At 67.2% G+C, this 17,697-nt stretch carries 15 protein-coding genes; 8 read left to right on the forward strand and 7 right to left on the reverse strand.

What is annotated here, in order from left to right; genetic code table 11:
- Positions 1–4 precede the first annotated feature (4 nt).
- Positions 5–1,300: an NAD(P)/FAD-dependent oxidoreductase gene (locus tag J2Y55_RS07455; RefSeq protein WP_310150003.1), complete on the forward strand. Its 1,296-nt coding sequence runs from the start codon at positions 5–7 to the stop codon at positions 1,298–1,300.
- 246 nt (positions 1,301–1,546) lie between these two features.
- Here the strand turns inward: J2Y55_RS07455 and J2Y55_RS07460 are convergent, their stop codons facing one another.
- From J2Y55_RS07460 to J2Y55_RS07470, 3 genes are all read right to left on the reverse strand, one after another.
- The gene (locus J2Y55_RS07460) at positions 1,547–2,131 is read right to left on the reverse strand and encodes an amino acid synthesis family protein (RefSeq protein WP_310150007.1); all 585 of its coding nucleotides are present in this window, start codon (positions 2,129–2,131) and stop codon (positions 1,547–1,549) included.
- Between the two features lie 212 nt (positions 2,132–2,343).
- A complete protein-coding gene (locus tag J2Y55_RS07465) occupies positions 2,344–2,931 on the reverse strand; it encodes an amino acid synthesis family protein (protein ID WP_310150010.1) in 588 nt (195 codons plus the stop codon).
- 8 nt (positions 2,932–2,939) lie between these two features.
- Complete coding sequence (locus tag J2Y55_RS07470; protein WP_310150013.1) at positions 2,940–4,136, reverse strand: amidohydrolase family protein; 1,197 nt, start codon at positions 4,134–4,136, stop codon at positions 2,940–2,942.
- A 157-nt stretch (positions 4,137–4,293) separates the two neighbouring features.
- On the opposite strand from J2Y55_RS07470, the gene J2Y55_RS07475 reads away from it, so the two are divergent.
- From J2Y55_RS07475 to J2Y55_RS07505, 7 genes are all read left to right on the forward strand, one after another.
- Complete coding sequence (locus J2Y55_RS07475; protein ID WP_310150016.1) at positions 4,294–4,794, forward strand: MarR family winged helix-turn-helix transcriptional regulator; 501 nt, start codon at positions 4,294–4,296, stop codon at positions 4,792–4,794.
- A gap of 171 nt (positions 4,795–4,965) precedes the next feature.
- Complete coding sequence (locus J2Y55_RS07480) at positions 4,966–6,009, forward strand: NAD(P)/FAD-dependent oxidoreductase (protein WP_310150679.1); 1,044 nt, start codon at positions 4,966–4,968, stop codon at positions 6,007–6,009.
- Positions 6,009–6,323, forward strand: coding sequence for a 2Fe-2S iron-sulfur cluster-binding protein (locus tag J2Y55_RS07485; RefSeq protein ID WP_310150020.1), 315 nt, complete (start codon positions 6,009–6,011; stop codon positions 6,321–6,323). Before J2Y55_RS07480 ends, J2Y55_RS07485 begins: the two co-directional genes overlap by 1 nt.
- 29 nt (positions 6,324–6,352) lie before the next feature.
- Positions 6,353–7,228: an FAD binding domain-containing protein gene (locus J2Y55_RS07490; RefSeq protein WP_310150023.1), complete on the forward strand. Its 876-nt coding sequence runs from the start codon at positions 6,353–6,355 to the stop codon at positions 7,226–7,228.
- Positions 7,225–10,041 carry a molybdopterin-dependent oxidoreductase gene (locus tag J2Y55_RS07495; protein WP_310150026.1) on the forward strand — a complete coding sequence of 939 codons (2,817 nt, stop codon included), beginning with the start codon at positions 7,225–7,227 and terminating at the stop codon, positions 10,039–10,041. The genes J2Y55_RS07490 and J2Y55_RS07495 overlap by 4 nt, the downstream gene beginning before the upstream one ends.
- Complete coding sequence (locus J2Y55_RS07500) at positions 10,038–11,570, forward strand: 6-hydroxynicotinate reductase (protein WP_310150029.1); 1,533 nt, start codon at positions 10,038–10,040, stop codon at positions 11,568–11,570. Before J2Y55_RS07495 ends, J2Y55_RS07500 begins: the two co-directional genes overlap by 4 nt.
- 194 nt (positions 11,571–11,764) lie before the next feature.
- Positions 11,765–12,688 (forward strand): UPF0280 family protein, encoded by a 924-nt coding sequence (locus tag J2Y55_RS07505; protein WP_310150032.1) that lies wholly within the window; start codon positions 11,765–11,767, stop codon positions 12,686–12,688.
- A 213-nt stretch (positions 12,689–12,901) separates the two neighbouring features.
- Here the strand turns inward: J2Y55_RS07505 and J2Y55_RS07510 are convergent, their stop codons facing one another.
- The 4 genes from J2Y55_RS07510 to J2Y55_RS07525 form a co-directional block, all read right to left on the reverse strand.
- Positions 12,902–13,612 carry an ABC transporter ATP-binding protein gene (locus tag J2Y55_RS07510; RefSeq protein WP_310150036.1) on the reverse strand — a complete coding sequence of 237 codons (711 nt, stop codon included), beginning with the start codon at positions 13,610–13,612 and terminating at the stop codon, positions 12,902–12,904.
- Position 13,613: 1 nt separating this feature from the next.
- Positions 13,614–14,420 (reverse strand): ABC transporter ATP-binding protein, encoded by an 807-nt coding sequence (locus J2Y55_RS07515; protein ID WP_310150039.1) that lies wholly within the window; start codon positions 14,418–14,420, stop codon positions 13,614–13,616.
- On the reverse strand, positions 14,417–16,303 hold the full coding sequence (locus J2Y55_RS07520; protein WP_404978860.1) for an ABC transporter permease: 1,887 nt from the start codon (positions 16,301–16,303) through the stop codon (positions 14,417–14,419). Before J2Y55_RS07520 ends, J2Y55_RS07515 begins: the two co-directional genes overlap by 4 nt.
- Positions 16,304–16,471: 168 nt before the next feature.
- On the reverse strand, positions 16,472–17,689 hold the full coding sequence (locus J2Y55_RS07525; RefSeq protein ID WP_404978840.1) for an ABC transporter substrate-binding protein: 1,218 nt from the start codon (positions 17,687–17,689) through the stop codon (positions 16,472–16,474).
- Between the last annotated feature and the right edge of the window lie 8 nt (positions 17,690–17,697).

The raw sequence follows: 17,697 nt of genomic DNA on the forward strand, positions 1-17,697 counted from the left end.
CGTCATGGCCGAACCGTTCCCGCTCGCCCCCTCGCTCTGGCACGCGACGGCGCCCGCGGCCGCGCCGACGCCGCCGCTTGCCACTGATGCCAGCGCCGATGTCTGCGTGATCGGCGCCGGCTATGCCGGGCTCTCGACCGCGCTCCATCTTGCCGAGGCCGGCGTCTCCGTCATCGTGCTGGAGGCGCATGAGCCGGGTTGGGGCGGCTCGGGCCGCAATGGCGGGCAGGTCATTCCCGGCATCAAATATGACCCCAGCGAGATCGCTGCGAAATTCGGCCCCGTCGCGGGCGAAGCGCTGACGCGCTTCGTCGCTTCGACCGCCGATCTCGTCTTCGATCTGATCGCCAGGCACGGCATGGACGTGCCGCACAGGCGCACCGGCTGGATCCAGGGCGCGCATACGCCAGCCATGCTCGAGACGGTGAAGCGCCGCGCCGGCGAATGGCAGGCGCGCGGCGTCGATGCGGAGTATCTCGACAGCGACAGTGTCGCGCGCCTGCTCGGCACGGAGCGCTATCTCGGCGGCTGGATCGACCGGCGCGCCGGCGGCGTGCAGCCGCTCGCCTATGCGCGCGGGCTAGCCAAAGCCGCGCTCAAGGCCGGCGCCACGATCCATGGCAAGAGCCCCGTCGTCTCGCTGAAGCGCCAAAGCGAGACCTGGATCGTCCGTACCGCCCAGGGCGCGAGCGTCACCGCCCCGCGCGTCGTCGTCGCGACCAACGGCTATACCGGCGACCTGATCCCGAAACTGCGCCAGACCGTGATCCGGCCGAACACCTTCATCGTCGCGACCGAGCCGCTCTCCGACAATATCGCCGGCACGATCCTGCCCGAGGGCCAGGTCACCTCGGATACGCGGCAATTGCTGCTCTACTTCCGCAAGGACCACACCAATCGCCTCCTGATGGGCGGACGCGGCCCCTTCCGCGAGCCGAAGGACGCCTCCGACTGGGCCCATCTCGAACGCGTCATCGGCAAGATGTACCCGCAGGCCAAGGGCATCGGCTTCGACTACCGCTGGTGCGGCCGGGTGGCGCTGACGCGCGATTTCCTGCCGCATCTGCACGAGCCCGAGCCCGGGCTCTTGGTCGATATCGGCTGCATGGGTCGCGGCGTCGGTCTGCAGAGCGCGATGGGCAAGGCGATGGCGGAGTATCTCGCCAGCGGCGACAAGAGCCGCCTGCCCTTCCCGGTCGTCCCGATCAAGCCGCTGCCGCTGCACGCGCTGAACGAGCTCTACGTCTCGGCGATCATCAGCTGGTACCGGTTGACCGATGGCGGGATGAAAGCCGCTTAGCGGCTGTTTGAAAACGCCAGCCCTCATCCTGAGGAGCCGCGTAAGCGGCGTCTCGAAGGATGCTCCAGATGGTTCCGGAGCCTCTTGGTGATACTGTGTTAGCAGGGAAACACGCTGTCATCCCGGACAAGCGGCGAAGCCGCGCCGATCCGGGATCCATGCCTGAACCTAACCAGGCAGCGCTCCGGCATGGATTCCGGGTCTCCGCTTCGCTGCGCCCGGAATGACGGCGCGGGTGGGTTTCCCCTAGCGCAGCCCGTCCTCGCCCTTGATCTCGTGCTTCTGCAAACCGCCGATGCGCGGCAGCGGGCGGCCGGAATCGGTGATCGCGATCGCGACCAGAATCTCGCCGGCGCGCGGCGCGTCGGTGATCCGGACCTCGACCGCATCGAAATGCGAGCGCACGAAGGCTGCGTCCTTGTGGCCGAGCGGCACGTCGATCGGCGTGCCGAGCCCGCCGCGCTTCTTGGCCGAGGGGATCAACGCCGGCCCCTTGCCGAGCGCCGTACGCACCGGCGTGCCCAGCTTGGGATGGAGGATCGCGGCTGCATGCTCCAGCTCGCCGCCCTCGCCGACGATCGCCGCCTTGCCGAAACTCTCGGCCTGATCGGGCGCGATGTTCAGCGCCGCAAGGCAGCGCTTGGTCAGGAGATCGCCGAGCTCGACGCCGATCTCGGTGAGCTCCGATAGGTCTTCCTGATAGCGCCCGGCGAACGGGTTGGAGATCACGGCGCAGGCCACGGCGCGCCGCGTCGGCGGACTGATCGCCTTACCCATTTCGAGATGGATTTCATCGACTTGCGTGAGAATCTTGCGGATGTCTGCGGGCATGACGGAAGGGCTCCAGCGTCAAGTCAGGCGCGGGGAACCCCTCTCCTGTAAGGAGAGGGGCAGGGGTGAGGTGTAGGCCGTTCGACAAGGAAGGCGCGGGCTGAAGATAGGCGTGCCAATCTGGTTTTCTGGCCTGCCCTCACCCCTGCCCCTCTCCCACTCGGGAGAGGGGTTCCCCGCGCCTCTTTTGGTAGGAATGGGAGAGCGGCCCATCACCGCTGCCCGTCGCCAACGCTGATCTGGTCGGCGCGCAGGCCGCCGACGCGCTCATGGATGCGCGCGCCCGTCGTCATCACCAGGACGAAGACGAGTTCATCCGCTTGCGGCGAGCCCGGCACGCCGATCTCGACCGCGCCGAAATGGCTGCGGACATATGAGGCGTTGATATGGGTAACGGGAATGTCGATGCGCGCGCCCGGCCCCGCTACCTTCTTGGTCGAGGGCACGATCGCTTTCGCATTGCCGAGGATCTCGCGCATCGCGTAGCCGCCCGGCACATGCCAGAGCGCGCCATGCTCCAGTTCACCGGCGGAGCCGACGATTGCGCCCTTGCCATAGCCCTCGACGGTCCCGGGATCGCCGCCGAGCGCGTTGAGGCAACGCGTCGCCATGTCGAGGCCCGCAGCCTTCAGCGCCTCCATCATCGGCAGGATGTCGGGCTCGTAGCGCCCGGCGTAAGGGTTGGTCAGCACGGCGCAGACGCAAGCGATGCGCTCGCTGCGGCCGGGGCGCGGGCCGAACTCGTGGAAGATCTCCTCCACGCTGGTCTGGACCCGACGGATATCGATGAGATCGGTCATGATGCGCCTCAATGCCCGACCAGAACGGGCGCGGTGTGCGATGGCGGCGTGTTGCGCGAGCGGCCGGTGCGGATGATACCGTCGATCACCACCATGCCGATGCCGGGGATGTCGCCGAGCGAGACGGCATCGAGCAGATGCCTTCCGGCCGAATGCTGCGGCTTGTCGAGGAAGACGAGATCCGCCGGCATGCCGACCGCGATGAAGCCGGCGTCGAGCTTGCGCACCCGCGCCGTGTTGCCGGTCGCCATGCAGAAGGCGACCTCGGGCGGCACGTCACCGAGGCTCGACAGGAAGGCGATCATCCTGAGGATGCCGAGCGGCTGCACGCCGGAACCTGCCGGCGCGTCCGTGCCGAGGATGACCTTGTAGGTCAGGTTGAGTTCGGTGGCGGTCTTGATGGCTTCGAGCGCGGCGCGCTCATTGCCGTTATGGACGATCTCGATCGCGCCCCTCGCCTGCTCGCAGAGCCGGCAGATGCCGGAGAAGCGGATCGAGGTATGGCCGCCATTGATGTGGCTGATCACATCGGGCTGGGCCTCCAGCACGATATCCTCGCTGATCAGGCTCGACCCCGCGATCGACGGACCGCCGGTATGGATGATCGTCTCCATTCCGTATTTGCGGGCCCAATCGACATGCTTCTTCGCCTCGGGGCCGGTATTGACGGTGCCAAGCCCGATCTCGCCGATCATCTTGACGCCGGCGCGAGCCATCTCGGCATAATCCTCCTCGACCATGCTGGTCTCGGCGATCGGCGCGCCGGCATGGATCTTCGCCCCCGTCGGCCGGAAATTCGCAAAGGTGCGTTGCGCCGTGATGGCGAGCGCCTTGACGCCGATCGGGTCCTTCGGCCGGCCGGGCAGATGCACCTCGCCGGCCGAGACGAAGGTGGTGACGCCGCCATTGACGCAGGAATCGATCCAGCCCATCTGCCCCTGCCGCGGCGTCCAGTCGCCGAAGACCGGGTGGCAATGGCTGTCGATCAGCCCCGGCGCGACGGGCGAGCCCTGCGCATCGATGATGCTGTCGGCGCGCTCGCAATCGAGATCGGCGGCCTTGCCGATGGCCGTGATGCGGCCATCGACCGCGATGATCGTATCGGCGTCGAGGATCGGCTGGTTGAGATCGCCCGAGAGCACCAGGCCGAGATTGCGGATGACGAGCTTGCCCTTGGCCGGGCCTGCCGCGACGTCGTGAGCCATCTGGTCCTCCGCTCGGAACACGTAGCGCAATCATGCCTGCGAGACAGGCGATGTTTGAATGTGTAATAACAATCATGGACAGCGTTTCGGTGGCTGGCAAGAGGCGATGCGACGGGACCGGAGGCGCAGTCCGCGCGGCGGCGATCAGGGGATGAGGATGAGCAGGCAGGACAGCGTGGCGGATACAGTCACCAAGCCGACCGCAAGGCAGCACAAGCCGTCCTCGGCCAGCACTGCCGCACCAATGGACTATGTCCTCGACGAGCAGGTCGGCTTCCTGATGCGCCGCGCCCAGCAGCGCCATATCGCGATCTTCCAGCGCATCATGGGCGATAACGGCCCGACGCCGACGCAATTCGCCGCCATGTCGAAACTGAGCGCCGGCGAGGAGATTTCGCAGAATTTGCTTGGCCGCATGACGGCGATGGACCCTGCCACCATCAAGGGCGTGATCGCGCGGCTGGAAGAGCGCGGGCTGGTCGAGCGCCTGCCCGACCCCGACGATCAGCGCCGCGTCCGCGTCCGGCTCAGCGCCAAGGGGCGCGAGGCGATTCCGGGCCTGCTCGAGAAGGCGAAGGCGATCACCGCCGCGACCCTGGCGCCCCTCTCGCGTGAAGAGGCCGAGCGCCTGCTCGCGCTGCTGGCGCGCCTCGATTGAGCCAAGCCTGCCTGCAATGAGCAACACCTGCCTGCAAATGAGCAAGGTCTGCCTGCAAAATCCGCTTGCGCAAATTCATTTGTATACTAACAATAATTGAGGTTGGATTTGATGATGCCCCGCGCCAGCTCACCGGCGCTTGGGCGCGGCGCGATGGAAGGCATGTCGGCGATGACCAATGACAACACCATCACCACGGATGTCGTGATAGTCGGCGCGGGCCCGTGCGGGTTGTTTGCGGTGTTCGAGCTGGGGTTGCTCGACATCAAGGCGCATCTGGTCGACATCCTGCCCAAGGTTGGCGGGCAATGCGCCGAGCTCTATCCGGAGAAGCCGATCTACGACATTCCGGGCTTCCCGATCGTCACCGGCCAGGGCCTGGTCGACAACCTGGTCGAGCAGATCAAGCCGTTTGGCCCGACCTTCCACTTGAACCAGATGATCGAGGCGCTGGAGCCGATCGGCACGGCGGAGGCCCCGCGCTTCCGCGTCACCACCGATGCCGGCACGGTGTTCGAGACCAAGACCGTCATCGTCGCTGCCGGGGGCGGCTCGTTCCAGCCCAAGAAGCCGCCGATCCCCGGCATCGAGGCCTATGAGGGCAACTCGGTGTTCTACGCCGTGCGCAAGATGGAGGCTTTCCGCGGCCGCGACATCCTGATCGTCGGCGGCGGCGATTCCGCGCTCGACTGGACGCTCAACCTGCAGCCCATCGCCAAACGCGTCACGCTGATGCATCGCCGCGACGATTTCCGCGCCGCCCCCCATTCGGTCGAGCAGATGCGCGCGCTCGTCGCATCCGGCCAGATGGACATGAAGCTCGGCCAGGTCACCGGGCTCAAGGGCGAGGGCTCGGCGCTCCAGGCTGCGATCTGCCGCGACAGCGAAGGCCAGACCTTCGAGATCGCCTGCGATACGCTCCTGCCCTTCTTCGGCCTGACCATGAAGCTTGGCCCGATCGCCGATTGGGGCCTCAATCTCAACGAGAACCTGATCCCGGCCGACACCGAGAAGTTCGAGACGAGCACACCCGGCATCTTCGCCATCGGCGACATCAACACCTATCCCGGCAAGCTCAAGCTGATCCTGTCAGGCTTCCACGAGGCCGCGCTCGCCGCCCAAAAAGTCCATCGCTACGTCTATCCCGACAAGCGACTGACCTTCCAGTACACGACCTCCTCGACATCCCTCCAGAAAAAGCTCGGAGTCGCGTGATGCATGTCCGTGTCACCGATCGCGACGGCGAGCAGCGCGAACTCGAGGCACTCGAAGGCTGGCGATTGATGGAAATCATCCGCGACTGGGGCCTGCCGATCAAAGCCGAATGCGGCGGAGCCTGCGCCTGCGCCACCTGCCATATCTATGTCGCGGCGGACTGGGTCGATAAATTGCATCCGCCGCGCGAGGACGAACTGGAGCGCCTCGACGAGGCCTTCGACGTGCGCCCGAACTCGCGCCTTGCCTGCCAGATCCTGTTCTCGCCCGAGCTCGACGGGCTGACGGTCGTGCTGGCGCCGGAACTGGGTTGAGAGAGCACGCTGACGAGGAGCAGACGGTCATGACGCGCTATCTTCGCCCCCGGACACTCGCTGAGGCTCTGGCGCTCAGAGCCGGCGACGGCCCGCTGACCGTCCTGGCGGGCGGCACCGACGTCTACCCCGTCCGCACCCAGCGCGCCGCCTGGTTCGAGCCCCATAATCGCGATCTGCTCGACCTCAGCCTCATCCCGGAGCTCGCCGGCATCGATCACGGCCCAGACGGCATCCGCATCGGCGCGATGGCGACGTGGAGCGCGATCGCCCAGGCCGATGTCCCGCCTGCCTTCGACGCCTTGAAACAGGCAAGCTGGCAGGTCGGCGGCGTCCAGATCCAGAACCGGGCTACGATCGGCGGCAATCTCTGCAACGCCTCGCCGGCCGCTGACGGGGTGCCGCCGCTGCTCGCATTGGAGGCCGAGGTCGAACTCGCCGGCCCCGGCGGAAGCCGGCGATTGCCGCTCGCTTCATTCGTGCTTGGGAACCGCAAGACCGCACTCGCGCCCGATGAATTGCTGGTCGCCATCCATGTGCCGGCACAGCCGGCGCAAACGCGCTCGACTTTCAAAAAACTCGGCGCGCGCGCCTATCTGGTGATCTCGATCGCCTCCGTCGCCATCAATCTCGCCTTGGATGCGCAAGGGCGCATCGCTTCGCTTCGTATCGCCGTCGGGGCCTGCGCGGCCGCGCCGCAGCGATTGACCACGCTCGAAGCGCGACTGCTCGGCCAGGTCCCCTCGCCTGCGCTGGCTGAGAGCCTCCGTGCCTCCGATCTCGCAGCCCTGTCGCCGATCGACGATGTCCGCGCCAGCGCCGCCTATCGCCGCGACGCCGCGCTCATCCTGGTGCGGCGCGCGCTCGCCGGTTTGCTGTCTTCGCCGCTGGAGGTCGCCGCTTGAACGTCCATGATCGCTCCACCCTCAGCTCCTCGGCTCCGGCCACCGACGGCATCGCCTTTCGGCTCAACGGTGCGAACGTCCATCTGGGTGACGCGCCCGACACCCGGTTGAGCGAGGCGTTGCGCGGGAGCCTCAGCGCCACCGGCACCAAGATAGGCTGCGACGCCGGCGATTGCGGCGCCTGCACGATCCTGATCGACGGCGCACAGGCCTGCGCCTGCCTGACGCCGATCGGACAAGTGGAGGGCCGCGAGATCATCACCGTCGAAGGCCTGGCGAAGGACGCGCTCGGCTCAGCCCTGCAGAAGGCGTTCCATGCGCATGGCGCGGCCCAATGCGGCATCTGCACGCCCGGCATGCTGATGGCGGGCTATGATCTGCTCAAGCGCAACCCGCAGCCCAATGAGGCCGAGACGCAGGATGCGCTCGGCGGCGTGCTCTGCCGCTGCACCGGCTATCTCAAGATCGTCGAGGCCGTGCGCGACGCGCATCTTTTCATCGAGCCCGCTCCGATCGCGCCTGCCGCGAGCAGTGCGTCCGTCGGCGCGCGCATGACCCGCCTCGACGGCGAGCCGAAGGTTGCCGGCACGGAGATCTACGGCGCCGATGCCGCGCCGGCCGACGCGCTCTGGCTGCGCGCCGTGCGCAGCCCCCATCCCCGCGCCCGTTTCACCCTGGGCGACCTCGACGCCTTCGTCGCAAGCCATCCGGGCCTGGTACGCATCTTCACCGCGAAGGACGTGCCGGGCGAGAACTCCTTCGGCATCTACCCGCATCTCAAGGACCAGCCGGTCTTCTCCACCGGCGAAACGCGCTATCGCGGCGAATGCGTGCTCGCCATCGTCGGCGAGAAGGATGCGGTCGAGGCGATCCGGCTGGACGAGTTCCCGATTGCCTGGGAGGCGCTGCCGCCGATGGTCGGCGTCAAGGCGGCGCTGGGCGAGAGCGCTTTCACCTTGCATGATTTCGCGCCCGATAATGTGCTGACGCGCGGCCGCGTCGAGCGCGGCGATGTCGCGGCCGGCTTCGCGCAGGCCGCTCATGTCGCCACCGGCAGCTTCGAGACCGGCTTCGTCGAGCATGCCTATATCGAACCCGAGGCCGGCTATGCCCGGCGCGTCGGCGACACGATCGAGGTTTTTGCCTGCACCCAGGCGCCCTATATGGACCGCGACGAGGTCGCCCGCGTGCTCGGCCTGAGGCTCGAGGATGTCCGCATCATGCCGTCGGCTTGCGGCGGCGGCTTCGGCGGCAAGCTCGACGTCTCGCTGCAGCCGATGCTGGCGGTCGCGGCCTGGGTGCTCGACCGGCCCGTGCGTTGCATCTTCGGCCGCATCGAATCGATGGTCTCCTCGACCAAGCGCCACCCCTCCTCGATCGAGGCCAAGGCTGCCTGCGACGCCCAAGGCCGCCTCGTCGCCTTCGCCATGGAGGGCGATTTCGACACCGGCGCCTATTCCTCCTGGGGCCCGACAGTGGCAGGCCGCGTGCCTGTGCATGCGACCGGCCCCTACAAGGTGCCCAATGTCTGCAACCTGTCGCGCGCGGTCTACACCAACGGCCCGCCCTCGGGCGCCTTTCGTGGCTTCGGCGTACCCCAGGCAGCAATCGCGCAGGAGAGCCTGTTCGACGATCTCGCGACTGCTGCCGGCCTCGACCGGCTGGAGTTCCGCCTGATCAACGCGATCCGTGCCGGCGATACGACACCGACCGGCCAGGTCTTGCAGGCCAGCGCCGGCCTGGCCGAATGCCTGGAGAAGCTCAAACCCCACTGGCAGGCCCTGCTCTCGGATGCGGCGGCTTTCAATGCCGGCGAAGGCCGCACGCGCCGTGGCGTCGGCATCGGCTGCATGTGGTACGGCATCGGCAACACCGGCATGTCGAACCCCTCGACCATGCGCATCACCCTCGACAGGACGGGCCGGCTCACCTTCTGGAACGGCGCGGTCGATATCGGCCAGGGCTCGACCACGGTGCTGACCCAGATCGCGGCCGACGCGCTTGGCCTGCCGGTCGAGGCCTTCACGCTGGTCATCGGCGACACCTTCAAAACCTTCGACGCCGGCAAGACCTCGGCCTCACGCCAGACCTTCGTCTCCGGTCGCGCCTCGGAGGCTGCCGCCACCGCGCTGCGCGCCGAGATCCTGCGCCTGACCAATGCGAGCCCGACCGCGACCCTGAAGCTCGCGGGCACGCAGCTGCTGGTCGAGGAGAACGGCGTCGCAGCGCGCATCGACCTCGCCGCCCTCCCCGCCAAGGCCGATGGCATCGTTCTGGAGGGCATCGGGAGCTTTGACCCGCCGACCGTGCCCTTGGACGAAAAAGGCCAGGGCATCCCCTACGCCACCTATGGTTTTGCGGCGCAGATCGCCTCGCTCGACGTCGATCTCGATCTCGGCACGCTCAAGCTCAACCGCATCGTCGCGGCCCATGATGTCGGCCGCGCGATCAACCCGATGCTGGTCGAGGGCCAGATCCATGGCGGCATCGCCCAGGGCATTGGGCTCGCGCTGCTGGAGGAATACCTGCCCGGCCGCACCGAGAATTTGCACGATTACCTGATCCCGACCGCCGGCGACGTGCCGCCGATCGACATCATCCTGGTCGAGGATGCCGAGCCGCTCGGCCCCTCCGGCGCCAAGGGCATCGGCGAGCCGGCTTTGGTGCCGACTGCGCCGGCGATCCTCGGCGCAATCCGCCACGCCACCGGCGTGACGCCCCGGCAGGTGCCGGTGCTGCCGCACCGCTTGTGGGAATTGCTGCGGGCCAAGGATATGGGCGACATGGATATGGGCGAGGAGACTCAGCCATGAACGAACTCAACCCCGTTCCGACAGCCGATGCGGCGCTCGCCGAGCGCTCGCGCAAATTCGGCGCGTCAGAGGGCGACGAAGGCATCGTCCGCTGCGACGCCTGCCCGGTCCTGTGCCGCATTCGCCCCGGCCGCTCCGGCGCCTGCTCGCGCTATGCCAATGACAACGGGCTTCTGATCCGCACCGATCCGGTCGTGCTGCTGGCCGAGGCCGTCGAGGTCGGCGGCCCTGTCGTGCCCTTTGCCGAAAATGCCGAGGATTGGGACGGCAAGATCCTGCCGGCGAACCGCACTTTCGTCACCGGCATCGGCTCGGGCACGACCTATCCCGACTACAAGCCCGCCCCCTTCATCGTCTCCTCGCAGCATGACGGCGTCGACACCGTCACGGTCGTGACCGAGGGCATCTTCTCGTATTGCGGCGTCAAGGTGAAGATCGACACCGACCGCCATCTCGGCCCGGAGACGGCCGCCGTGCGCGCCAATGGCGAGCAGGTCGGCCATGTCACCACGGCCGAATACGGCTCGCAGATGCTCTCGCTCGGCGGCGTGCGCCACCTCACCGGCGGCTCGAAGAAGGAAGGCAACGCTACCTGCGAGGCGATGCTGAAGCTCAGCAATGGCGAGGCCGTCGAACTGACCATCGATGGCGGCCATGGCGTGATCGTGCAGGCCGGCCACGCTCCGATCGTCGACGGCAAACCGGAGACGCGCATGCGCGTCGGCTGCGGCTCGGCGACTATCGGCATCTTCGCCAAGCAGTGGCAGGGCCATGTCGACGAGGTCATCGTCGTCGACGACCACATCACCGGCGTGCTGACCGAGCATCAGGCCGGCCGCGTGCTCGACATGAAACCCGCGGGCATTCGCGTGCGCGGGCGCAAATCGACGCCCGGCCGCTATTTCCAGGTCGCCCAGCCCGGCCTCGGCTGGGGCGGCACCGACATCACCGAGCCGCTCTCGATCATCCAGAAGATCGATGCAGGCCTCGCCTGGCCCGGTATGCGCCTCTTGATGACATCGACCACCGGCGAGGATTCGCTCTATTGCGTGCTCGACGAGAACCTTACTCCCGTCGAAGCCGAGATGCCGTTGGCCGTGCGGCAGGTCGTCGAGCGCATTGGTGAGAATTGCGAGCCCTCGCTCTGCACGGTCACCTTCATGGCCGGCGCCGGCGGCAGCTTGCGGGCGGGCGTAACAGAGAACCCTGTGCTGCTGACGCGCTCGGTCCAATCCGGCACGACGCGGGTCACGATGGGCGGCGCGCCGGTCTATGTCTGGCCCGGCGGCGGCATCACCGTGATGGTCGATGTCCTGCGCATGCCCAAAAACGCCTTCGGCTATGTGCCGACGCCGGCGATCGTCGCGCCGATAGAGTTCACTCTGCCGCGCGAACTCTATCTGGCCTCGGGCGGGCATGCCGACGAGATCGTCTCGATGGAAGAGATCTTGCGCGCCCATGGCGGGCAGGCCCGGATCGAGAGTGCCGCGGCGGAGAATCCCTGGCCGCTACGGCGGGATGTGGGGTAGCGGCTCGATCGCCCACACAGCGTCATATAGAGCGCCATTCTCGGGCTTGCGCCCCAAGAATCTCATGACCAGAGCGCTCTGGTTTACGAGATGGTCGGGTCAAGCCCGACCATGACGCGCTCCAGCATGGATTCCGGGTCGGCGCGGCTTCACCGCTTGTCCGGAATGACATGGTGTTTCCATATGAAGTCACCATGCGTTCGCCATTGAAAACCCATCGCATCGCCCGCCTACCCGGCAACCGGCTGCATCTGCAGGAGGGGCCGAGCGATCTCGTCATCGCGGCCTTTGGTCCCAAGCCGCGGATTGAACGGGCCTATGCCGCGGCCGAAGCGCGCTTCGATGGGCTTTTGACCGAACTCGCTGGCGAATTGCGCCTGCTGCGCCAGCCGCTCGACCACCAGCCACCCTCCCTGAGAGGCGCGACAGCGCAGCGCATGGCGCGCGCCTGCTGGGGCTTCCGGTCGCAATACATCACGCCGATGGCCGCTGTCGCCGGCGCGGTGGCGGACACGGTCCTCACCGCGATGCTTGCCGCTGAACCCCGGCTCGAGCGCGCCTATGTCAATAATGGCGGCGATATCGCGCTGCATGTCACGCCCGGCCACCCGCTCGACATCGGCGTCGTGCCCTCGCTCGCCCGCGCTCGGCCGGAGGGTTTCCTGCGGCTCGATGCGGCCAGCCACACCCGGGGCGTCGCGACCAGCGGCTGGCGCGGGCGCTCCTTCTCGCTCGGCATCGCCGACGCCGTCACCGTGCTGGCGCGCTCGGCGGCCGAGGCCGATGCAGCCGCGACCATCATCGCCAATGCAGTCGATGTGAAGGACGCGGCGATCCTCCGGCGTCCCGCACGGGAACTCGATCCCGACAGCGATCTCAGGGAGTTGTTGGTGACGGTTGAAGTGGGGCCGCAGACACCCACAGCCGTGGCGACGGCATTGGGGAACGGCGTCAGGGTTGCTGAGACGCTGCTGCGCGAAGGGCTGATCGAGGGCGCGCTGCTGGCGCTGGCGGATGAGTGGCGCAGCGTGGGTGGGGCGATCCTCCCCCGTCATGGACGGGCGCGGGGAACCCCTCTCCCGGATGGGAGAGGGGCAGGGGTGAGGGCCCGCCGCTGATTGTTAGGGCGCAACTGCGCCGCAGCGCCTTCTATTGAAAGGGCACACCCTCATCCGGCGCTCCGCGCCACCTTCTCCCATCCGGGAGAAGGGAAGAGGCCGTCGCAGCCTGTGGGAAACGCTCCGGCATGGATCCCTGTGTCTGCGCGGAGCCTGTCCTTGGGCCGGCCAAAGGCCGGACCCGAGGGCTTCGCCCGAGAATGACGCCCGCACTCACACCGAAAGATACTGCGTCCTGACCGCCTCGTTACCCTTCAATTCATCCATCGAGCCGGTGAAGCGGATCATGCCTTTTTCGATGATCGCGGCGCGGTCGGCGACATTGCCGGCGAAATGCAGGTTCTGCTCCGAGATCAGCACGGAAAGCCCCTCGGCCTTCAAGGCCAGAATGGTCTTGGCCATCTCCTCGACGATGACCGGCGCCAGCCCCTCGGACGGTTCGTCCAGCAGCACGAGCTTGGGGTTGCCCATCAGGGTCCGCGCGATCGTCAGCATCTGCTGCTCGCCGCCCGACATCGCCCCGCCAGGCCGGTCGCGCATGCGGCCAAGATTGGGGAAGAGCGCAAACAGCCGCTCGGGCGTCCAGTGCGGCGCGTCAGAGCGCGCCGGACGCTGCGCGACCGAAAGGTTCTCCATCACGCTGAGTTCGGAGAAGACGCGCCGGTCCTCCGGCACATAGCCGATGCCGAGGCGCGCGATCTCGAAGGGCTCGCGTCCCTGAACGGCCCGCCCCTCGAAGGTCACAGTCCCGCCGGCCGGGGGCACCAGGCCCATGATCGCCTTCATCGTGGTCGATTTGCCGGCGCCGTTGCGGCCCATCAGCGCCAGCACCTCGCCGCGGTTCATCGTGAAGCCGAGGCCCTGCAGGATATGAGCACGGCCGTAATAGGCGTCGAGACCGGCGATCTCCAACATCGCACTCATCTCAATGCCCTCCCGAAGTCGCGCCGGAGCCGAGATAGACGGCGCGGACATTGGGATCGCGCCGCACCTCCTCGGCCGTGCCATGGGCGATCAGCCGGCCGCGATCGAGCACGATGACGCTGTCGGAATGGGTGAAGACGACATCCATGTCGTGCTCGGTGAAAAGCACTGCGATGCCCTTGGCGGCAGCGATCTCGGCGGTCAGCGCCATCAATGCGATGCGCTCGCGCGGCGCCATGCCGGCGGTGGGCTCATCCATCAGCAGGAGTTTCGGCTGGTTGGCCAGCGCAACCGCGAGCTCGACGCGCTTGAGATCGCCATAGGCGAGCACGCCGCAGGCACGTTCCGCTTGTTCCAGCATGCCGACCTGGGCGAGCAGCGCATCGGCGGCCTCGGCATGGCGGCCGCGGGCGCGCCCGAACGGGCTCCAGATCCCGCCGGCATGGGAGATCAGCGCCATCTGGACGTTCTCGCGCACGGTCATCGAGGTGAAGGTCGCGGTGATCTGAAAGGTGCGGCCGACACCCATGCGCCAGACCGCGCGCGGCTTCATGCCGGTGATCGCTCGTCCGGCCAGCAGAACCTCGCCGCCATCTGGCCTGAGCTGGCCGTTGAGCATGTTGAAGCAGGTCGTCTTGCCCGCGCCATTGGGGCCGATCAGCGCCAGCATCGTGCCGGCCTGGACGGAGAAGGAGACGCCGTCGACCGCGCGAACGCCGCCGAAGGATTTCTGCAGATCGCGCACGACCAGGACCGGGTCTGGCGTCACGGCGGGGATCGCCCCCTGCAGCTGCGGGACCGCGTTCATCGCCCGCCCTCCACTGCCAGCCGGGCCGCGGGCTCAGGCCGCCTCGTCCAGCGCTCGCGCAGCAGCAGCGACGCGCCGACCAGCCCGCGCGGAAACAGGATGACGAGCAGCACGATCGAAAGCCCGAGCCCGAAGCGCCAATACATAGTCGCCTTCATCAATTGTTCGCTGAGGCCCGCATAGGCGAAGGCGCCGATGACCGGGCCCGCCACCGTCTGCACGCCACCGAGCAGCACCATCAGCAGCGCATCGACCGAGCGCGGGATCGCCATATAGGTCGGGAAGACCGAGCCCTTGAAGAAGGCGAAGAGCGCGCCCGCAATGCCCGCTGCAAAGGCCGCGACCGCGAAAGCGACCCATTGGATGCGCATCACGTCGAGGCCGATCGCCTCGGCCCGCAGCGGGTTGTCGCGCCCGGCCCGCAAGGCATAGCCGAGCGGCGAGAAGATCGTCAGGCGCAAGGCGAGGATCGAGAGCACGCAGACGCCGAGCGTGAGATAGTAGAAGCCGGTTTTCGAGACGGCCCAGGCCGAGGGCCAGACGCCGAGAATGCCGTTGTCGCCACCGGTCAGCTCGACCCATTGGAAGGCGGTCGCCCAGGCGATCTGCGCGAAGGCGAGCGTCAGCATGGCGAGATAGACGCCCGACAGGCGCACGCAGAACCAGCCGAAGACGACGCCGGCGATGCCCGCCAGGAAGGGCGCGAAGATCAGGGCCGGCTCCATCGAGGCGCCCAACCATTTCACCGCCAGCGCCGCGCCATAGGCGCCGAGCCCGAAATAGGCGGCGTGGCCGAAGGAGGCCATGCCGCCGGGTCCCATCATGAAATGAAGCGAGGCGGCGAAGAGCGCGAAGATCACGAGTTCGGTCAGCGTCATCAGGATATGGTCTGGCGCGACCAATGGCGCGAGCACGAGCAGCAGGAGCGCGATCAGGCCGGCGAGCCTGGTCGGCTTGTCGGCCGGCAGCAGCAGCGGCTCAGCCGGGCCATGGCCGCGCGCCCCGCCGATCGGCGCCTTGCCCATCAAGCCATAGGGCTTGACCACCAGGACCACCGCCATCACCAGGAAGACCAGCACCAGCGTGATCTTGGGGAAGATCAGGATGCCGAAGGCGTGCAGGATGCCGATCAGCACGGCGGCGAGATAGGCCCCCGTCACGCTGCCCAGGCCGCCGACGACCACGACCACGAAAACCTCCGAGATCATCGACAGGTCCATATGCAGGTTGACCGCCTCGCGCGGCAGCTGCAGCGCACCGCCAAGGCCTGCCAGCATCGAGCCGAAGGCAAAGACCGAGGTGAAGAGCAGGCGCTGGTTGACGCCGAGCGCGCCGACCATCTCGCGGTCCTGCGTCGCAGCCCGCACCAGCGTGCCCCAGCGCGTCTTCTGGAACAGAAGCCAGAGGATGAGCAGCACGAGTGGCCCAACCGCGATCAGGAAGAGTTCATAAGTCGGGAAGCGATTGTCGAACAGGATGACGAAGCTCTTGAGGCCCGGCGCGCGCGGTCCGAGCTTGTCTTCCGGCCCCCAGGTCGCAAGCGTCAGATCCTGCAGCATCAGCACGACGCCGAAGGTCGCGAGCAATTGGAACAATTCCGGCGCCTGGTAAATCCGGCGCAGAACCAAGACCTCGATCACGACGCCGAGGAGCCCGACGAGCAGCGCCGCGAGCAGCACGCTGCCCCAGAAGCCGAATGGCTCCGCCGCGCCGAAATAGCTTACGAGCGTCCAGGCAAGATAGGCGCCCAGCATATAGAGCGAGCCATGCGCGAAATTCACGATGCGCGTGACGCCGAAGATGATCGACAGCCCCGACGCAACGAGGAAGAGCGAGGAGGCCGAGGCCAGCCCGTTCAGCGTCTGGGTGAGGATGAGGTCGATCATGAAGCTGAACCTCAAGACAAAACGGGGCCGTCATCCCGGGCGACCGAAGGGAGACCCGGGATCCATGCCTGAACATTGACGACGATCGTTCCGGCATGGATCCCGGATCGGCGCGGCTTCGCCGCTTGTCCGGGATGACGGACGTTATACGGCAATAGGGAGCGACTACCCCGCCGGGCGCAGCGTCTTCACCTCGGCGTCGCTCGGTAGGTATTTCGCGCCGTCGGCATAGCGCCAATCGACCATCACACCCTTGCCGTCCTTGACCGCGGTCTTGCCGACAAAGGCGCCCAGCGTCGACTGGTGGTCGATGGCGCGATATTCGGCCTGGCCGAAGGCGGAGGGGAATTTCAGGCCTTTCAGCGCATCGACCAGCTTCTCCGTGTCGGTCGAGCCGGCCTTGGCGAGCCCGGCCGCGATCGAGTTCATCGTGTCGAAGCCGACGACCGAACCGAGGCGCGGATAGTCGTTGAACTTGGCCTTGTAGGCGTCGCGGAACTTGACGTGTTCCGGCGTCTGGATGTCGGCATGGGGATAGCCGGTGACGATCCAGCCGACAGGCGCTTCCGCGCCGAGCGGATCGAGATATTCAGGCTCGCCGGTCAGCATCGAGACGACCGCCCTGCCCTCGAACAATCCGCGCGTATTGCCCTGGCGGACGAAGTTCGAAAGATCCGCGCCGAAGGTGACGTTGAAAATCGCGTCGGGCTTGGAGGCCTCCAGCGCCTGCACGGTCGCACCCGCATCGATGCGGCCGAGCGCCGGGAACTGCTCGGCGACGAATTCGACATCGGGCTTGGCCTTCTTGAGCAGCTCCTTGAACCACTTCACGCCGGACTGGCCATATTCGTAGTTGGGCGCGACCAGCGCCCATTTCTTGGCCGGGAGCTTGGCGGCTTCCTCGACCAGCATCGCCGCCTGCATGTAGGTCGAGGGGCGCAGGCGGAAGGTGTAGCGGTTGCCCTTGGCCCAGACGACCGCGTCCGAGAGCGGCTCGGAGGCGACATAGAGCCGCTTGTTCTGGGCGGCGAAGTCGGCGATCGCGAGCCCGACATTGGAGAGGAAGCCGCCCGAGAGCAGATCGACCTTCTCGGCGTTGATCAGGTCGCCGGCATGGCGCACCGCGTCTTCAGGCTTGCCGCCATCGTCGCGGAAGACCGTCTCGATCTTGCGCCCGAGAGCGCCGCCCGCCGCATTGATCTGCTCCAGCGCCAGTTCCCAGCCCTGGCGATAGGGCTTCAGGAAGGCGGGTTGCGCCGTGTAGCTGTTGATCTCGCCCACCTTGATGGGCCCTGCCCCTTGTGCCCGCACCAGGGCCGGCGCAGCGATCAAGGCAGCGCCGGCGGAGGCGCCGGCTAGAAGTGACCGACGGTCGATCGTCATCGCTGTTC

The organism is Allobosea sp. BE125 (genome assembly GCF_031456075.1).
In the GTDB taxonomy this organism is placed as follows: domain Bacteria; phylum Pseudomonadota; class Alphaproteobacteria; order Rhizobiales; family Beijerinckiaceae; genus Allobosea.